This is a genomic window from Brevibacillus sp. YAE8 (assembly GCF_057543335.1).
The window spans coordinates 1-509 of sequence record NZ_BAAIYG010000191.1 but is presented as its reverse complement, the minus strand read 5'-3'; the positions used below and the strand labels follow the sequence as shown (position 1 = coordinate 509).

General features: G+C 37.3%; 1 pseudogene. It reads left to right on the top strand.

Features of this window, described 5'->3' with window-relative positions:
* Positions 1–509 (top strand): annotated as a pseudogene (locus AC27IT_RS28330) (STAS domain-containing protein); the annotation flags it as partial.

Sequence of the window (509 nt, the reverse complement as noted above, 5' to 3'; positions counted from 1 at the left end):
CAGAAAAATTAGCCGAACGTTTAGATGCTACACATACACTAAGTCTAGAGGAATTGAAAGAAAAGAAAATTCTGAAGTGGCGAGTGTCAATTATGGAATACTTTGGGAGATCTCTATTTGAAGAACAGGAGGCTGTACTTAAACTTGTTAAAGAATGGGCACTTGATACGGGTAAATATGCAGTGGAAAAAAATATTCCTTTAGAAAAAGCACTAGGTATCCTTCCAATCTATCGCAGCGTTATTTGGGATGTATTTACAAGAGAACTAGAGGAGCATCAGTTTGCGGCAATTACCATGCTGCATGTCAGTGAACGAATTGATCCACTTTTAGATACGGTAACATGTGTTTTTGGTCAAATTTATGACGAGCATAATCGATATATGATGAATTTAGCTTATACGTCACTAGAAGAACTTTCAGTTCCACTCGTACCTGTCACAAAAGGGATTGCTATTATGCCGATTATTGGAGAAATTGATACCCACCGCTCACAAGTTATTATGGAA